The following is a 15,081-nucleotide window of genomic DNA, read 5'->3' as shown; positions in this document are numbered from 1 at the left end:
CACTAGGCTTGATTGGATTAAGAGTATTGCCTCCGCAACGTTCCGGGGAGGAGTAAAATAGGTATCAAGGTGGTTACTTTAAATATGATAACATTTGTTGTTCTTTTTATTGCGGCTTTTTGTGCAGGTGTGCAAAATGCGTTGGCTGGCGGAGGCTCGTTTCTTACTTTTCCGGCGTTGATGTTTACGGGCCTGGACGCGCGGGCGGCAAATATTACATCGACGGTCGCACTTTTCCCCGGGCAGATTACAACCGGCTTTGCTGGACGCCAACATGTTTCGGACTTACCCCAATTGTCCTTTAAGGCTTTATTTGTTATCAGTCTGATTGGCGGTGTTTTGGGGGCGCTTCTTCTGTTGGCTACGCCGGTGTCTGTTTTTGAATTTTTGGTGCCATGGCTGGTTCTATTTGCCACCTTGGTTTTCCTGTGGGGCAGCTTTTTCCGGCGAACCCGAGAAAACTCCAAACAATTAGGGCCTATTGGAGCTATAATCGCACAATTTGCCATTTCTATTTACGGCGGCTATTTTGGCGGCGGGATTGGCATCTTAATGTTGGCTGCTCTGACTATTTCCGGCTTAGCTGTACGTAATGCAGGAGCGACAAAGAATGTGCTGGCTGGGGTGATGAACGCTTCCGCCGTTTTGATTTTTCTTTTTTCAAGCAATGTTGCGTGGACACAAGTCATGATAGCCTCTATTGCATCTATCGCAGGCGGCCAGGTAGGGGCTCTCGCTCTGCAGCGGCTGAATGAAAAGTTATTACGTGTTTGTATTATTATTCTGGGCTTTGGGCTGACCATTGGGCTTTTTATGAAAGAATGAGTCAAGGGACGGTTCGATGACTCATTGGCGGAAACATTACGGCCCAAATGCTAATGAGTCCAAGACCGTCCCTTGACTCACCGTGGGCGTAGGAGAAAACATCAGGTTTCCAGATTTGGCGTTTTACATATTATACACTATTGATCCGCCTCAAAAGGTTAGAAATGGAGAAGCCTATAACACCTTGATTTATAAGAGTTTATAGGCTCTTGATGCGTAACGACCTTAAATTTACTTTTCCTTTTCTGGAAAGGTCAGTTTAAGTTTTTTCTTTTTTGTACCCAAAAGCTTACGAGTTAATCATAACTACAGATGTGCCAATCTCCACTTTTGGAAACAATTCTTCAATATTTTTATTGTACATTCTGATACAACCACCGGAAACATAGCCTTCTACTGGACCATTCCATGAACCATGAAGGCAAGTTTTCTCTGATGATAAAACTAACCTTCTAGAGCCCAAATCTATATCTCCCATTTTTTCAAATACCAATTTGTCAACAATCTGATAGTTTCCTGGGGGCGTAGGGGTTGATGGCTTTCCAATACCAACAGAGTATTCCTTGACCAGTCTGTCATTCTCAAAATAGGAGCAACGCAAGGTTGTCAGGTTTACCACAATCTGCTTTTTCATTCGGTATCCCACCCCTTTTCTTTGTTATCATATGTGAATTATTAAGAGATGTGAATCTAATCCTATTTCCAAAGCACTTGAGAAGATTAAGCAAGCGGCTCGCTTGTGTTTTCGAGCGGCATGAACAACAAAACTTGTGATAAGAGAAACTCGTATCCTGCAGCAAGAATCATTGCATTTTAGCGCGAGGATTTTTCGGTGGTTTCGACCTATCCTTGTCCCCTACGGGGACAAGGATATTGTGTTAAAATGTTTCTACATGCCTGTTTTGGTCCAATGACCCAATTTTAACAAGTTTGTTGTTAATTATTCTCACAAAAATTTCGATGATTATATAATAAAGGATTTATCTTGTGGAAATATGATTATTGGAGAGTGAATAAAATGCCTATAGATCAAGTGGGCTTAAATAACTTATTAGCTAATTTTTTTCCTAAGAATAACCTAACTGTGTTAAGAGAATACCACGCTGGGTTACAAAAAAAGCTTGCAGAAAAAGCTTTTGGCAACAAAGAAATGCTTGCCAAGCAGGACAATAATAATGCCAATACGGATATTAAGCAAATTGTCGCAGAACTGCAGGCTGCTGATAAACAGATAAGGCAAGCCATATATGAAGAAGAAACCAGGAAACTTGAGATAGACAGATTGAAAAGAGAAGAGGCGGCGGCAGAAAACCTGCGTAAGCGGGAGAAGGCTTTAGCCAGGCATGAGCGTGTTCTCGATAACGCCAGTATGGGTAAGCTGCTTTCGGCTGCTTCTAAAATAACCCATAAGGTCGGGGCGGGAATGGTAATTTCCTTAAATTCACCCCATGGCTTGCCAGGAAAGAATGATGAGATAGAAAGAGACCTTAAAGAATCCGTTGAGTTTGGGATAGCGGCAGCCGAAGTCGCCCGCAGGCGGAAAAATAGTGAGCTGAAAGCCAACAGCGAAGAGGCTGCTTATAAAAAGGCAACCAAGGAAAAAGCGCAAAAGCGAAACCTGAATATAACTATATAAAATAAAAAGGTATAAAAAAGCGGGACAGGCATTTCAAGAAACCGTATTTACATGAGAATAAGTCAAGGGACGGTCGTCCCTTGACTCATTCCGGGTAGTTGTCCCATTGTCCTTATGCAGCCCGTTTGCGATGCCGGACTGGCCGGCCAGTTGCCTGATCCTGCCGGTAATGTCGATAAACCCTTCCTTGGGAGTAACGAGTTTTATATTGATATTTAATCAGGGTTCTGTTTTTCCGTGCCGGGTTCCACCCGGAACCATACGGCATACATGGTCGGCAAAACCAGCAGGGTCATAATGGTTGCGCCTAGCAGCCCCCCGCCGATGGCCACCGCCATGGGCCCCCAGAAGGTACTCGGCACCAGGGGAAGCATGCCGAGAATGGCAGCGGCTGCTGTCAGCATGATCGGCCGGAACCGGAGCACTGCCGAGTTAATGATGGCGTCCCAAGGCGTCTCGCCATCACGGATGTGTTTTTCGATCTGGTCAATCAGGATAACCGAATTGCGGATAATCATGCCGCTGAGCGCCAGAATGCCAAGTTCGGCGACAAAACCCATGGGACGTTGGGTCAACAGCATGGACAGGCTGACGCCGATAATCCCCAGCGGGGCGGTCAGCAGGGTCAGTACCATCAGGGAGATCTTCTGCAGTTGAAACATCAGCAAAATCACGATGACCGCAACCATTGCCGGCACTGTCTTCAGTAAAAATTCCACAGAAATAGCGCTTCTTTCCGCCGAGCCGGCGACGTCGATGCTGTAGCCCGGCGGCAGTGTCTTGCGGATTGAGGCCACATTCTGATAAATCTTCCGGGTGGCGTCATTGCCAGTTACGCCGTCCACGACATCGGCCCGAACGGTAATGGTCGGTTTGAGGTCGTAGCGCCAAATCAGTCCTTCTTCCCCAGCGTAGCTGATATTGGCAACTTGCTCCAGCGGCACAAACCGGCCGTTGCCGATATGCACCGGCAAATCCTTGACAGCGGCCAGATCTTTGCGGCTTTGGGCATCAATGCGGAATACGATGTCCACCGTTTTATCCTGTTCGTAATATTCGGCAATAGCGGCGCCCGACAACTGGGTCTGTAAATCCTGGGCCAGCCCCTGGCTGGTGAGACCCAGCATTCTGGCCTTGTCCTGATCAACCGCCAGATGCATTACTTTGCTTTTTTCCTGCCAGTCAAAATTGATATTGGTAAGATCTGCGTCCTGGGCCATGATAGCGGCGACCTGGTTGGCAATCCCGCGCACCTGCTCATGGTCATAGCCGCTGACGCGCAGCATGACGGGATAGGCCGATGGCGGCCCGGTCTGAATGAATTCGACATGGCCCCGCACACTTTCAAACCGGTCGGCAAACAGCTGTTCAATTTTCCGGTTCAAAGCGTCGCGGGCGTCAAGGTCTTTCGCCACAATAATAAACTGGGCGTAATTGGTTGCCGGCAGCTTTGGCTCCATGGTCAGAATAAAGCGCGGCGACCCCTCGCCGACATAATAGCTGTAGCTTGCAATGTTCCCATCATCGCCGGCAATGGCTTCAGCAAAGGCCTGTGCTTCCCGCTCGGTCGCCGCCAGGGAAGAGCCTTCCGGCAGCGTCAGTTCGACGATGAGTTCAGGACGGACGGAAGGCGGGAAAAATTCCTGTTTAACCAGTGTCAGCAAAAAGATGGAACCGATAAAACATGCCGCTGTTATCGCCAGCACCGTTTTTTTGTGCTCCAGGCACCAGACCAGAACCCGCCGGAACAGCCGGTAAAAACGTGTATCATAGATGTCGTGCTGTTTGTCCGCTGCCGGTTGGGGTTTGATCAAACGATACCCTAACAGCGGTGTCACCGTTACCGATACCAGCCAGGAAATCAGCAGGGCAACCGTCATGACCGGAAAGAGGCTGCTGGTAAACTCGGCGGCCGATCCCTTGGAAAAACCGATGGGAATAAACCCGGCGCAGGTAATCAGCGTACCGGTCAGCATCGGAAAGGCGGTGGCCGTATAGGCGTAGCAGGCTGCTGTAAACCGTTCCCAGCCCTGTTCCAGTTTTACGGTCATCATTTCAACAGCAATAATCGCATCATCCACCAGCAGGCCCAGCGCCATAATCAGCGCGCCCAGCGATACCTTATGCAGGTCAATGCCCAGGATTGCCATGCACACGAAAATACCGGCAATCACCAGGGGAATACACAAGGCAACGACGACGCCGGTCCGCAACCCGAGGCTGAGAAAGCTGACGGCCAGCACAATCACGATAGCCTCCTGCAGCGATTTGATAAATTCATGGATGGACTCCTTGACAACCTGGGGCTGATCAGCCACCTGATGAATTCCCATGCCCAGCGGCAAATCCTGCCGTACCTTGTCGATAGCGGCGGCCAAGTCGGTTCCCAGGGTCAGGATATTGCCGCCGGACTCCATGGAAACGGCAATGCCTACGGCAGGTTGGCCGTTAACATACATTTTGGGGTCCATGGGATCGGTGTAGCCCCGTTTGATTTCGGCCACGTCTCCCAATCTGAAGGTCTGCTCATTGACCCGGATGGGCATGTTTTTCAGACCTTCCACATCTTCAAACATTCCCGATACCCGCAAATACACATTGTCGTCCGGGGTTTCCACCATGCCGGAGGGAGTCATGGCGCTTTGCGCCTGTACGGCGGCGATGATCACCTTGGGATCAATTCCCAGTTGAGCCAGTTTGGCGCTTTGCATCTCCACATAAATGGTTTCCGCCTGAACGCCGATCAGTTCGGCTTTTTTCACATTGGCCACGCCAAGCAAAGTCCGGCGGATTTGCTCGGCCCTTTCCCGCATCTCCTCATAGCTGTAATCATCGGCAGTAAGCGCGTAAATACTGCCGTAAACGTCGTCAAAGCGGTCGTTGAACGCCGGTCCGACCACTCCTTGCGGCAGCGTGCTCTTGATATCATTGACCATATTTCGCACTTCCAGCCAGGTGGGACGCACGTCCTGTTTATTGACCGACTCGGCCAGATTCACATAAATAACGGCCTGGCCCGGTCTGGAATAGCTTCTCAGATAATCCAGACCCGGGGTGTCCTGCAGCTTTTTCTCGATTTTGTCGGTGACCTGCTCTTCCATCTGCCTGGCGCTGGCTCCCGGCCAGGCAACCGACACCACCATCTGGCGGACAACGAAATCGGGGTCTTCCATCCGGCCCAGCCGCTGATAGGAGAAAATTCCCGCTACAAACACCAAAGCCACAAAGAAATAGACAAGTTGTTTATGGTTCAGCGACCATTCCGTAAGGTTGAACTTGGTCATAAACGCACCTTCTGTCCTTCGCGCAGTTTTTGTACGCCGGCGGTGACAATCACATCCCCGTCATGTAAGCCGTCCAGTATCTGAATCCTGCCGTCTCCGAAATCCCCTGTCCTTACGGGCCGCAGCGTGGCCGTATCGTTCTCCACCACCCATACGCCGGGCGTATCGCCCGTCTGATAAACGGCTGTCAGCGGAATGTAAACAACCGGTTTGGCGCCGGTATTTTCCACCGTTACACTGGCCGTCATGCCTAGACCAACCTCTGCCGGCGGATTGATCAAACTGATCCTGGCTTTATAGGTCCTGGTGATGTTGTTGGCTACCGGTGAAATTTCCCGGACCTGACCATTCAGGACTACCTCCGGCAGCGCCCAGAAACGGACCTGGATCTGCCGGGCCTGCCGCAATTCGTCAATCCGGTTTTCCGGAACATTGATTTCAACCTCCCGCTCATCGCCTTGCACCAGCGTCAGGACGGGCTGCCCGGTACTGACTACCTGGCCGGCTTCGGCGCTGACGCCGGCAACCACCCCCGCGCTGTCGGCGATCAGGCGGCTGTAACCCATTTGGTTGGCGCTTTGCGCATATTGCGCCTCGGCCTGTTGCGCCGCAGCCCGGGCAACTTCATAAGCGTTTTGGTATTGGTCCAGCTGCAACTGGCTAACGGCTCCCTGTTCGTATAGCTTGCGGTACCGTTCCAGGTTGGTGGCGGCCAAAGTCAGTTGCGATTGGGCCGACGTTACCTGGGCGGAACCGATATTTACCGCTTCCCGGATGTCCTTCACATCGATTTCCATCAAAATATCGCCTGGGTTCACCACGCTGCCGAGTTCTACATAACGTTTGACAATTTTTCCGCCGACCTGGAAGGCCAGCTGCGTCTCGTATCTGCCGCGGACTTCACCGGAGTAAGCGGCGCTTTGTCCGGCTGCATCCAGCCTGATCACCTGTGAGCGGACCAACGGCGTCTCCTCGCTGACCGTGCCGGTTTTGGCGCAGCCGGTAAGGCTGAAAGTCAATAATAGCAGAAAAATCAGGCCGCGCCTGCTGATTGATTTTTGCACACCAAGCCCCTCCCTTGCGATTTCAGTTTGCATCTAATGCTAATGCCGGCCGGAGTAACGCCACGACCGGCTTTATCTTCATTTTTTCTGCAGCGCGTTGATAATAAAATCAACGAGAACCTCGGTGAAATACGGCTCGTTCCCCGCTCCGGCCAACGGCCAGGTGCGCGCATAGCTAAAAGACTGGAATAATCTAAACCCGGCGTAAGCGACAATTTGCTCATCCACATCCCGGAGTTTTCCCTGTTGCTTGCCTTCCCGGATCACCCGGACAATACTGGTGATGATTTCTTCATCAATGATCTTGCGATATTTTGTGTTTACCAAAGCTAAAAACATTTCCTCGTCCTTCAATATCCGGGTGATAAAATGATCCTGGTTAAAATACGCAACCGCCCTGCGGATCAGCAACGTCAGCTTTTCCAGCGGGTCGGGCATGTCCGCCGGCTCGTCGAACAGCATGCGGATCGTGCCTTGGCACTCACGGTACAGCAGGCAGCCAAACAGTTCCTCCTTATCGGCAAAGTGCTCATAAATTGTTTTTTTGGATATACTGCAGTCTTTGCTGATTTCGTCCATCGTCGTTTTTCTAAAACCGAAACGTTCCATCCGTTCTTTGGCTTTGTCAAGGATAAGGTCCTTTATGTCGTTCACTCTCGTCCCCCCGCTTTGCCCGGCTGCCATTGTTTAGTGTACTATATTTTTCCTAACTCATAAACCATTATAGTTTCATAGTTTTTTAATGTCAATATATTTTACAAAAATTCTGATGGTTTGTATTGCCAGCCCCGAGTCAAGGGACGCTTCCCTAAAGGAAACTTCTGCGAAGCTGTAAAGAATACGGGCAGGGGTTATAAGGTTTTGCTTGAATTTTTATTAATAGATTTTAGGCATTTTGAATAGTCGCTAATATCCTAATATATCATGGAAAGGTAATATGGATTATGAAAAGACACTTAAACTTATTTTTTCCCCAATGGCAGGGGGGAGGTCAAGACCGGTCGACATATGATGGAGCGTTGGAATTAAAAGAACTTTATTTTAAAGAAATAAAGTTCTCCGAAGTAGAAGTCAGTACGAAAGATATCAGAAAATCTGATAATATTATTATCGGATACACAGAAATTTTCAAACAGTTAGGGAGGGCAAAAGAGTCAATAGTACAGGAACAACCAGAGACGATATTTACAATTGGCGGAGGCTGTGACGCTGATGTTGCATCGATTGCGTATTTAAATGATAAGATGCAAGGCGATATGACAGTAGTATGGTTTGATGCCCATGGAGATATTAACACGCATGAAACATCTGCCAGCAAATGTTTTTATGGAATGCCTTTAAGAACTTTGCTTGGAGAGGGTGAGGAAACAATCGTAAAATTGGCGTCTCCAAGCCTGCTGTCTTCACAATTGATAATGTTAGGAATTCGCGATTTGGAGGAGGCCGAAAAAGAATATATTACCGCTCAAAGCATAAGCGTATTTACGGTAAAAGATATTGAGCAAGGGGCGGACTCAGTAATTGAAGCGGTTAAAACCAAGGGACATGAAAGTATTTATATCCATATAGATTTGGATGTGCTTGATTTTGAGGAATTTCCGCATGTTCCGGTTCCAGCGCCTGCAGGGTTGAAGGTTAATACTTTTAAGGAGTTATTAAAGAAACTCGACAAAGAATTTAAGGTTGTTGGTCTGGGGCTTTTTGAATATCAGCCTTCCGGAGGACAGACGATAGAATTGGTAGAAGATATTATAAAAATTGGAGTTAATTTATAGAATCATTCATTGTCCTTTCCTGCACTGTTTGGCCTAATGGGAGAATCGTAGCATATAAAAAGCTGCAGTGGGGTCCTGTTGGGGTCAGACTGACTTATTGACTTGTTAGAAGAAGGCAGTAAAAGGTGGAGTTATGGCTGTATATGAGTGGGTCCGCCAGTAATGCCAGGATACGGAAAACCTGCTTCTATCAATTTATGTATGCGGTTGCCTATTTTGTTGGAGGGTTAAAAAGCATTGGGTTAATGAATTTTCTATTTGAATGTATGTATGCATGTATTATAATTAAAGTATATTTTTAGTCTAAAAGGAGTTTTTAAAATGCCTAAAAAAATTAAGCCTATGGTAAATTTCAATGTTCGTCTAGCACCAGAACTATATGAACAGCTTGATACTTGCTGCCGCCAAACCAAAATCACCAAAACGGATATTGTTGCCAATGCTTTAAAGCATTATCTTAAAGAGCAAGTTATGGCCGAACTATATCGTGACTTAGAAGAAGCAGAGAAAGAATCCGTTGTACCATTTTCAGAAGCCCGGTTGATCATTAAAGAAAAGCTTCATGAGCGTTTGCATGGTCCGGTATAAATTACTTATCAGGAAAGGGGCTTTACGCCAATTAGAATCCATTGTGGATTATATAGCGCAAGATCGACCCCAGGTAGCTCAATTGCAAGCTGACAAAATTCTGGACACAATTCAGTTATTAGATGAATTTCCCTTCATGGGACCCATAACCCGAGATCCAAAACTTGCTAAGAAAAACTATCGGGTGTTGCCGGTAGAAGAATACTTAGTGTTATATTTGATTAATGAGGATGAGGATACTGTTATCGTAGAACGTATCTTATCTGCAAAACAGTACAGCTATTATTTGTAAATTTGTACAATGGGCGTATCCCTGTATTTCTTCAACCATCCATGTAGGGTATTTTCGTTGATTCCTAATTCTGCCGCTACCCTGGCAACTGCTGCACTACTGGCCTCCAAACGTTTTACTGCTTCCATTTTAAATTCTGCGCTATACTTGTTATTGTTTTTCCCCTCTCTTGATATTCAGTATACTACGCGTTTATACTGTCCATCAAACGGGGTACAGCGCTAAAATAAGGTACTAAGTGCTGGCTGGACCACGGCCAAGAAAATTCAGGGGTTTGAGAGAATAATGGAAACCAGTCGTATAAGTGGAAAAATGGTTTGCGCGACGGCATTCCGATCTGTCTGGGGTACTTTGCCGTCTCATTTACTTTTGGCATTCTCGCCAAGAAGGCAGGTCTTACGCCGCTTCAGGCAGTTGTGATCTCTTTAACTAATGTAACCTCAGCAGGCCAATTTGCCGCATTAGGATTGATAGGGGCTTCCGCGACCTATTTAGAAATGGCGTCTACTCAGTTGATTTTAAACCTGAGATACTGTCTGATGTCCTGCGTACTATCGCAAAAACTGGATTCAAAAGCTCACTTTATTCATCGTTTTTTGCTTGCGCATGGAATTACTGATGAAATTTTCGGCGCTGCGGTTTGTAAAAACGGCAAACTCAATCCGTTCTATAATTACGGATTGATGAGCAGCGTTATTCCGGGATGGACGCTCGGCACATTTTTTGAAGTCTCGGCAGTTGCTTGCATTGCGGTTTTCTTAATTGAACTTATCGTCCTTTGAATAGAGCGCCTCTAAATTGGGGCGGTTGGGAACCTTCTTCCTAATTGGAGGAGCGCGGGGACGTCATAGTTGGTTTTTTTATCTAATTGCGATATACTGACAGTAGAAAAAACATATTTCATATTTTCATATTTATTGTAAGGAAAGGTTAAAGGAAAGGAAAGGTTATATGAAAAAATATGCTGTTTTATGTGCTGTCTGCCTCGGGACTTTTCTGAGCGCCTATACTACCAGTTGTATTAATATTGCCTTGCCGAATATTATGGCCGCGCTTAATTTCAATATGGATTCTATTGTCTGGGTTTCCCTCGGTTATATGCTGCCATATGGTTCCATTATGCCGTTGACCGGTAAGCTGGGTGACCAGTTCGGGGCTAAAAAAATGTATATTTTGGGGTTAATGCTATTTTCCGCTGCGTCCTTGCTGTGCGGGCTGGCGGCAAGCTCAACGGCGATGATTATTTTCCGCATTGCGCAGGGAATAGGCGCCGGCTTCGTCCTACCTAACGCGATGGCTGTCGTAGCCCAAACCTTTCCTGCTCATGAACGCGGTCAGGCCATGGGAATATGGGGCGCGATGGCGGCTGTGGGCATGGCGATGGGACCGACATTAGGGGGATATTTGATCGAAAATTTTGATTGGCGCACAATCTTCTTTTCTGTTGGCCCTGTTTGCCTGCTAAGTATGGTCTTTGCTTTCGTTGTAATACCACCTTCCAGGCGCAATCCGGTCGTTGCGGTCGATTATCTCGGCGCCGCCCTCTTGGCCATCAGCATCAGTTCGCTGCTCGTTGCCCTGAACCAGGGACAAAAACATGGGTGGGACTCTTTATATATTGTTTCGCTGTTTTATGCGGCTTTGGCCGGGATGGTGCTATTCCTGGCAGTTGAACTCAGAGTCCGTCAGCCCATGATTGATATTGGCTTATTCCGCAACCTGAACTTTACCGCGGCTAATGCTGTCGCTTTTTTTGCTTTTTTCGCCTTTATGGCAACGAATTTTCTATTGCCGTTTTTTCTGAAATCTATTCTGGACTATAGCTCTATCACCACCGGTATCATGCTGCTGCCGATGACGGTTGGGATTGTAACTTTCTCGCCTGTCGGCGGACGGCTGGCAGACCGCTTCGGGTCGAAGCTGCCGACATTTTTCGGCACAATAGTCATTGCTTATGCACTTTATGCATTAAATACCATTAACACGGACTATTCAGTCTGGCACTTGTTTATCCGGCTGTCGCTGCTTGGGATGGGGACAGGCCTGATCATGTCGCCGCTGATTAACTGTGTTGTTTCCTCCTTGCCCCAGGATAAAGTTGGTGTAGGTTCCGGCGTATATAATCTGTGCCAGATAATCGGCGGCAGTGTGGGCGTAGTTTTTGCCCAGGTGCTGTTGAATCGCCGGGAAGTATATCATACTGTAGTATTAAAAGAATATTTAGATCCGACTACGCATTCTTCCCAGGAAATATTCCAACTGCTGCAACTGCTGTGGGGAGACCAAGGCATGGACAGTTCTATGTTGGTGGTAGCCGCGCGGGGCTGGCTGACCGGACAGGGGCTTATACCGCAGCAATATGTGACGTTCAAAGCACTTTTAAGCAACTTGATTACGAAGCAGGCTTCCATATTGTCATTTCAGGATGTATTTTTTGCCCTGGCTCTTATCTGCTCTGCCGCTGGTTTACTGGCTCTACTGATTCGGCGCAAGACTGCTGATTTGGACCAAGCTTAGGTACATATCCAGGGTACGGGGGGAACGGGGACAGAGGGTCCCCCGGATAGTGCGATAGTAATCTATTTATTTGAGTCTCTTTTGTTATGACTGGCCAGCAAGCTGGCGATGGCGTCCCGCTCCTCCGGAGAGATACGGTCGCCGGACAACCGCAAAGCCTCTTGGCCGAGAAGCTGGTAGACAGGTAAAAATTCCTCTGGCAAGGCCTGAAGATGTTGCGCTATAGTAGCTGCATCGCCGCGGACAATTGGACCGGTAAGAGCCGCGCTTGTTCCCTGGCGGGCCACATTACGCAGTGTGCCGCTAACCAGCGGCAGCAGGGCTTGCAGCGCATCCTGCTCCCCGGTGGTCCAGCGGCTTAATAGTTTTTCGGCCATATGTAGCAAGGCAACCAGATAATTGGAAGCGATGCAAGCAGCAGCGTGATACAGGACCCGCTCCTCGGGCGGCACCTGTAGTATTCTGCCTCCCAGATCCAGCGCCAGACGGCTGGCGGCGTTGACTGCCAGCGGATCGCCATCAATCGCAAAGGCGCTGCCGGACAGGTTTCTGCGTGCTGTTTCAAGATCGGCAAAGCTCTGCAGCGGATGCATGGAGCCAACGGCAGTGCCGAATTGACGCGCCGCTGCCAGGGTTTCGCCCGTCAATACGCCACTGGTGTGCAGCAGGACTTGTCCCGGCCGTAGCCGTTGGCCGGCGATGAGCTCCGCCAACACCACAGGCAAAATCCGGTCCGGGACTGTGAGGAGTATAATGTCGCCTTGAGCAGCCGCTTCCGTGTTGTCGCAGCAAGCAGGGATACCGGTTGCTTGTGAAAATGCCGCAGCGGTTTCCCGGCGTCCGGTGGTTACGGCTGCCACCGGATAACCGCAGCCTTTGGCAAGGCAAGCCAACGCGGAACCTAGCCGTCCTGCGCCCAGAATTACAATAACAGGTTTCTGCACTGTATAACCTCCCATGATAATAAAAAACGCCTTTCCGGCCGGAGCCGAAAGGCGTTGAAAACAAAGACAAAGCGAAGCTAAACGCATCATCGCAGGTTTTCTGAACCCTTCCGTCCCGGTCTGTTGCGATCCAAGCGGTTGATCCAAAAGACAATTCAGTTTTGCTATCAGCTATAGACGAAAAAACGTGCGACTTCATGGGGACATGGGATGCCGCCAGATCTTTTGTTGGTTTGATAATAGCATAGGCTTAACCGGTTTGCAAGCTGCGTTTTGCTTGTTGAATTTTGAAAAGCAGTATGTTATAGTAATTACAACTTAAGTGATTGGAGTTGAAGAGATGTAATTTTTCTTGCTATTATACAGCATAACAAAATCAGGGGAGCGGAAAATACTGCTTATTTTTGTTGTGCCTAGGCAAGAAAGTTACTGATTCTTTTCACTCAAAGAATATATCCTTGTCATGCCCAATGATTGGGCTTGGCTTTGCTGTATATTTATGAGCTGCAAGAATTGACTTTCTTGCAGCTTTATAATTGATACAGGAGGATAAATTATGTCTTTAATAAACGTTATAAATCTGACCTTTGGCTATGAGAGCAGTTATGATAACATATTTGAAAACGTGAGTTTTCAAATAGATACAGATTGGAAATTAGGCTTCACAGGAAGGAATGGCAGAGGCAAAACCACATTTCTCAACTTGTTACTCGGTAAATATGAATACAGTGGTACTATTTCGGCCAAAGTAAACTTCGAATATTTTCCTTTCGAGGTAACTAAGGCGGCAAACAATACCATGGATATAATCGATAATATCTATCCGGATTACATTCATTGGCAGGTTATGCGCGAGCTTTCATTGCTGCAGGTTTCGGCGGACGTTTTATATCGCCCTTTTGCTACCCTTTCCCATGGAGAGCAAACCAAGGTATTGCTTGCTGCTTTGTTCCTTAAAGAAAATAGTTTTTTGCTGATTGATGAGCCGACCAACCATCTTGATATGAATGCCAGAAAAGTTGTCAGTGACTATCTCAACTCGAAACAGGGCTTCATTTTGGTATCCCACGACAGAGCATTTCTTGATAACTGTGTTGACCACATTCTGTCCATTAACAAAACGAATATTGAGGTCCAAAAAGGGAATTTTTCATCATGGTGGGAAAATAAAAAAATGCAGGACAACTTTGAGCTTGCGGAAAATGAAAAACTCCGCCAAGATATTACCCGCTTGTCAGCCGCCGCCAAACGTACAGCTGATTGGTCGGATAAAGTGGAAAAAACAAAGTTGGGTACAAAGAATTCAGGTTTGAAACCGGATAAAGGTTATATAGGCCATAAAGCCGCCAAGATGATGAAACGTTCTAAGGCTATCGAAGCAAGGCAACAATCAGCTATTGATGGCAAGTCTAAGCTTCTCAAGAATATTGAAAGCTCCGAGCGCTTGAGAATTTTCCAGCTTAACTTCCATGCAGACCGCCTTATAGAGCTTGAGAATGTATCTATATTCTATGGCGAAAAGACAGCTTGCGAAAACGTAAGTTTTATTATTGAACAGGGTGCCCGAGTAACGCTTTACGGTAAAAACGGCTCAGGAAAGTCAAGCCTTATTAAACTGATTTGTGAGGAAAACATTACCTATACGGGCACTTTCAGAAAAGCAAGTCAGCTTAAAATATCCTACGTTTCGCAGGATACCTCCCAGCTTAGCGGCAACTTAACCGGCTATGCCGCCGATAATGATATTGATGAAAGTCTTTTTAAGACTATTTTAAGAAAACTTGATTTTTCAAGAGTTCAATTTGAAAAAGATATGGCTGATTTTAGCGGTGGACAAAAGAAAAAAGTGCTGATAGCCAAAAGCCTTAGTGAGAAAGCGCATTTGTATATCTGGGATGAACCACTTAACTTTATTGATGTTATTTCTCGTATGCAAATAGAAGAATTACTGCTTGCATACTCGCCAACCATTCTATTTGTGGAGCACGACGCTGAATTTTGCAAAAATATTGCAACAAAGATTTTGGAACTTTAATCCAAACCAAAATAACCCAAACCGAAAATAGCTATAACTTGGTTCGGCGCAAGTTATAGCTATTTTTTCGTATTGTTAAAGAGATATTTAAAACAAAATAACATAATTGTTCGAATCATAT

The 15,081-nt window shown here is 47.1% G+C and carries 14 protein-coding genes; 8 read left to right on the top strand and 6 right to left on the bottom strand.

From position 1 onward, the window contains the following. Window positions 1–84 precede the first annotated feature (84 nt). Window positions 85–825, top strand: a complete 741-nt coding sequence (locus tag MAMMFC1_RS04225; protein ID WP_126306759.1) for a sulfite exporter TauE/SafE family protein — start codon at window positions 85–87, stop codon at window positions 823–825. 289 nt (window positions 826–1,114) lie between these two features. On the opposite strand, the gene MAMMFC1_RS04220 is transcribed toward MAMMFC1_RS04225, so the two are convergent. Beyond that, window positions 1,115–1,459, bottom strand: a complete 345-nt coding sequence (locus MAMMFC1_RS04220) for a L,D-transpeptidase (RefSeq protein WP_126306757.1) — start codon at window positions 1,457–1,459, stop codon at window positions 1,115–1,117. Window positions 1,460–1,843: 384 nt separating this feature from the next. Here MAMMFC1_RS04220 and MAMMFC1_RS04215 point away from each other — a divergent pair, with 384 nt between their 5' ends. Continuing rightward, complete coding sequence (locus MAMMFC1_RS04215) at window positions 1,844–2,461, top strand: hypothetical protein (RefSeq protein WP_126306755.1); 618 nt, start codon at window positions 1,844–1,846, stop codon at window positions 2,459–2,461. Between the two features lie 215 nt (window positions 2,462–2,676). On the opposite strand, the gene MAMMFC1_RS04210 is transcribed toward MAMMFC1_RS04215, so the two are convergent. The 3 genes from MAMMFC1_RS04210 to MAMMFC1_RS04200 all read right to left on the bottom strand — a co-directional run bounded on the left by MAMMFC1_RS04210 (window position 2,677) and on the right by MAMMFC1_RS04200 (window position 7,463). Beyond that, window positions 2,677–5,745: an efflux RND transporter permease subunit gene (locus MAMMFC1_RS04210; RefSeq protein WP_126306753.1), complete on the bottom strand. Its 3,069-nt coding sequence runs from the start codon at window positions 5,743–5,745 to the stop codon at window positions 2,677–2,679. Next, window positions 5,742–6,809: an efflux RND transporter periplasmic adaptor subunit gene (locus MAMMFC1_RS04205; RefSeq protein ID WP_232035654.1), complete on the bottom strand. Its 1,068-nt coding sequence runs from the start codon at window positions 6,807–6,809 to the stop codon at window positions 5,742–5,744. Before MAMMFC1_RS04205 ends, MAMMFC1_RS04210 begins: the two co-directional genes overlap by 4 nt. A gap of 78 nt (window positions 6,810–6,887) precedes the next feature. Next, window positions 6,888–7,463: a TetR/AcrR family transcriptional regulator gene (locus MAMMFC1_RS04200; protein WP_126306749.1), complete on the bottom strand. Its 576-nt coding sequence runs from the start codon at window positions 7,461–7,463 to the stop codon at window positions 6,888–6,890. 365 nt (window positions 7,464–7,828) lie between these two features. Between MAMMFC1_RS04200 and MAMMFC1_RS04195 the strand changes: the two genes are divergently transcribed. From MAMMFC1_RS04195 to MAMMFC1_RS04185, 3 genes are all read left to right on the top strand, one after another. Continuing rightward, window positions 7,829–8,584: an arginase family protein gene (locus tag MAMMFC1_RS04195; RefSeq protein WP_232035653.1), complete on the top strand. Its 756-nt coding sequence runs from the start codon at window positions 7,829–7,831 to the stop codon at window positions 8,582–8,584. Window positions 8,585–8,905: 321 nt separating this feature from the next. Continuing rightward, window positions 8,906–9,172: a ribbon-helix-helix domain-containing protein gene (locus MAMMFC1_RS04190; RefSeq protein ID WP_126306745.1), complete on the top strand. Its 267-nt coding sequence runs from the start codon at window positions 8,906–8,908 to the stop codon at window positions 9,170–9,172. Then, entirely contained in the window at window positions 9,159–9,464 is a 306-nt protein-coding gene (locus MAMMFC1_RS04185) for a type II toxin-antitoxin system RelE/ParE family toxin (protein ID WP_158618644.1), read from the top strand. Before MAMMFC1_RS04190 ends, MAMMFC1_RS04185 begins: the two co-directional genes overlap by 14 nt. On the opposite strand, the gene MAMMFC1_RS22840 is transcribed toward MAMMFC1_RS04185, so the two are convergent. Further along, window positions 9,455–9,640, bottom strand: a complete 186-nt coding sequence (locus tag MAMMFC1_RS22840; protein WP_324332222.1) for a transposase — start codon at window positions 9,638–9,640, stop codon at window positions 9,455–9,457. The two genes, MAMMFC1_RS04185 and MAMMFC1_RS22840, sit on opposite strands and share 10 nt — an antisense overlap. A 141-nt stretch (window positions 9,641–9,781) precedes the next feature. Between MAMMFC1_RS22840 and MAMMFC1_RS04175 the strand changes: the two genes are divergently transcribed. Together MAMMFC1_RS04175 and MAMMFC1_RS04170 are read left to right on the top strand one after the other, a co-directional pair. Then, window positions 9,782–10,246: an AzlC family ABC transporter permease gene (locus MAMMFC1_RS04175; protein WP_126306739.1), complete on the top strand. Its 465-nt coding sequence runs from the start codon at window positions 9,782–9,784 to the stop codon at window positions 10,244–10,246. A 169-nt stretch (window positions 10,247–10,415) separates the two neighbouring features. Further along, complete coding sequence (locus MAMMFC1_RS04170) at window positions 10,416–11,981, top strand: DHA2 family efflux MFS transporter permease subunit (protein WP_126306737.1); 1,566 nt, start codon at window positions 10,416–10,418, stop codon at window positions 11,979–11,981. Between the two features lie 62 nt (window positions 11,982–12,043). On the opposite strand, the gene MAMMFC1_RS04165 is transcribed toward MAMMFC1_RS04170, so the two are convergent. Next, the gene (locus MAMMFC1_RS04165) at window positions 12,044–12,925 is read right to left on the bottom strand and encodes a Rossmann-like and DUF2520 domain-containing protein (protein WP_158618643.1); all 882 of its coding nucleotides are present in this window, start codon (window positions 12,923–12,925) and stop codon (window positions 12,044–12,046) included. Between the two features lie 556 nt (window positions 12,926–13,481). On the opposite strand from MAMMFC1_RS04165, the gene MAMMFC1_RS04160 reads away from it, so the two are divergent. Further along, the gene (locus MAMMFC1_RS04160; RefSeq protein ID WP_126306733.1) at window positions 13,482–14,960 is read left to right on the top strand and encodes an Lsa family ABC-F type ribosomal protection protein; all 1,479 of its coding nucleotides are present in this window, start codon (window positions 13,482–13,484) and stop codon (window positions 14,958–14,960) included. Window positions 14,961–15,081: the final 121 nt, after the last annotated feature.

The organism is Methylomusa anaerophila (genome assembly GCF_003966895.1).
Taxonomy (GTDB): domain Bacteria; phylum Bacillota; class Negativicutes; order Sporomusales; family Sporomusaceae; genus Methylomusa; species Methylomusa anaerophila.
This window is presented reverse-complemented; position numbering and strand designations above follow the sequence as displayed.

What these genes read in the sequence shown, in the direction of transcription:
- MAMMFC1_RS04225 (WP_126306759.1), top strand. Translation starts at nt 85, where the DNA reads ATGATAACATTTGTTGTTCTTTTTATTGCGGCTTTTTGTGCAGGTGTG.
- MAMMFC1_RS04220 (WP_126306757.1), bottom strand. Translation starts at nt 1,459, where the DNA reads ATGAAAAAGCAGATTGTGGTAAACCTGACAACCTTGCGTTGCTCCTAT.
- MAMMFC1_RS04215 (WP_126306755.1), top strand. Translation starts at nt 1,844, where the DNA reads ATGCCTATAGATCAAGTGGGCTTAAATAACTTATTAGCTAATTTTTTT.
- MAMMFC1_RS04210 (WP_126306753.1), bottom strand. Translation starts at nt 5,745, where the DNA reads ATGACCAAGTTCAACCTTACGGAATGGTCGCTGAACCATAAACAACTT.
- MAMMFC1_RS04190 (WP_126306745.1), top strand. Translation starts at nt 8,906, where the DNA reads ATGCCTAAAAAAATTAAGCCTATGGTAAATTTCAATGTTCGTCTAGCA.
- MAMMFC1_RS04185 (WP_158618644.1), top strand. Translation starts at nt 9,159, where the DNA reads ATGGTCCGGTATAAATTACTTATCAGGAAAGGGGCTTTACGCCAATTA.
- MAMMFC1_RS04170 (WP_126306737.1), top strand. Translation starts at nt 10,416, where the DNA reads ATGAAAAAATATGCTGTTTTATGTGCTGTCTGCCTCGGGACTTTTCTG.
- MAMMFC1_RS04160 (WP_126306733.1), top strand. Translation starts at nt 13,482, where the DNA reads ATGTCTTTAATAAACGTTATAAATCTGACCTTTGGCTATGAGAGCAGT.